Consider the following 1347-nt stretch of genomic DNA (forward strand, 5'->3'; position numbering starts at 1 on the left):
GCGGGAGCGGGGCGGCGGCACGGACCCGTCGGCGCCGCGTCCTCGCGGACTCGAAGCGCCGGGTCGGCGACTGCCTGCCCGGCGCTTCGATACGGCGATGTCTCAGCGGTGCGTCAGTAGCGCTCGAGGGCCGGAGGCGCCGTGTACGGAGAGCCGGACAGACCGAGCGTCGCGTCGTACGCCTTCTTGTAGTCGCCGTTCTTCTCGTGCTTCTCCAGCGCGTCGGCGACCGCGTCGCGCAGGGCCTTGTCGTCCTTGTTCATGCCCACGCCGTACGGCTCCTTGGTGAACGGCTTGCCGACCACCTCGAGCTTGGCGGGACGCTGCGCGGCGTAGCCCTTGAGGATCGCGTCGTCGGTGGTGACGGCGTCGACCTCGTTGTTGAGCAGCTGCTGCACGCACTCGGAGTACTTCGACAGCTCCACGGTCTTCGCGCCGTACTTGGGCTTCTTGATCTCCTGGAGCGGAGTGGAACCCTTGATGGAGCAGACCGTCTTGCCCTTGAGCGAGTCGGGGCCGGTGATGGCCTTGTCGCCCTTGCGGACGAGGAGGTCCGCACCGGCGAGGAAGTACGGGCCCGCGAAGCCGACCTGCTTCTTGCGCTTGTCGTTGATCGTGTAGGTGCCGACGTAGAGGTCGACCTCGCCCTTGGAGATGGTCGTCTCGCGGACGTTGGAGTCCACCGTCTTGAACTCGATCTGCTCGGGCTTGAAGCCGAGGTCGGCGGCGACCATCTTGGCGATCTCGATGTCGAAGCCGGACCGCTTGCCGGTCGTGTCCTCGAAGCCGAGGTACGGCTGGTCGTTCTTGGCGCCGATGACGAGCTTGCCGGCCTTCTGCGCCCGCTCGAGGGTGGCGGAGTCGATCTTCACACCCGTGGCCACGGCATAGGACGGGAGCTTCGCGGCCGCCTTGCCGCTGTCCCCTCCGGACGGCTGGTCACCGGCGTTGCCGGACTTCCCGCCACAGGCCGTCATGGCCAGCGCGAGGGTGGCGAGGACCGCCACGGAGGCGGACTTGCGGAGCTTCATGAGGACATCCTTCGAATCGGCGGAGTCTGCGTTGCACGGCTGGAAGACGCGGGCACGGGCAGGCGGTAGCGCGGCCCGGGCGGCGGAATCAGTGGTGAAGGATCTTCGAAAGGAAGTCCTTGGCCCGATCGCTGCGGGGGTGGCTGAAGAACTGCTCGGGCTCCGCCTGTTCGACGATGCGGCCGTCGGCCATGAAGACCACGCGGTTCGCGGCCGAGCGCGCGAAGCCCATCTCGTGGGTGACCACGATCATCGTCATGCCCTCGCGGGCCAGCTGCTGCATGACCTCCAGGACCTCGTTGATCATCTCGGGGTC

The 1347-nt window shown here is 67.4% G+C and carries 1 protein-coding gene and 1 pseudogene; both read right to left on the reverse strand.

The features are described 5' to 3' along the window. Positions 1-113 precede the first annotated feature (113 nt). A complete protein-coding gene (locus GTW40_RS08775; protein WP_161179597.1) occupies positions 114-1031 on the reverse strand; it encodes a glutamate ABC transporter substrate-binding protein in 918 nt (305 codons plus the stop codon). Positions 1032-1119: 88 nt separating this feature from the next. Next, positions 1120-1347: pseudogene (locus GTW40_RS08780) on the reverse strand (amino acid ABC transporter ATP-binding protein); the annotation flags it as partial.

Origin of the sequence: Streptomyces sp. SID4985, assembly GCF_009863025.1 — a bacterium.
Lineage (GTDB): Bacteria > Actinomycetota > Actinomycetes > Streptomycetales > Streptomycetaceae > Streptomyces.

Bases quoted from the DNA above. Each gene is read 5' to 3' on its own strand.
- GTW40_RS08775 (WP_161179597.1), bottom strand. From the start codon at position 1,031: ATGAAGCTCCGCAAGTCCGCCTCCGTGGCGGTCCTCGCCACCCTCGCG.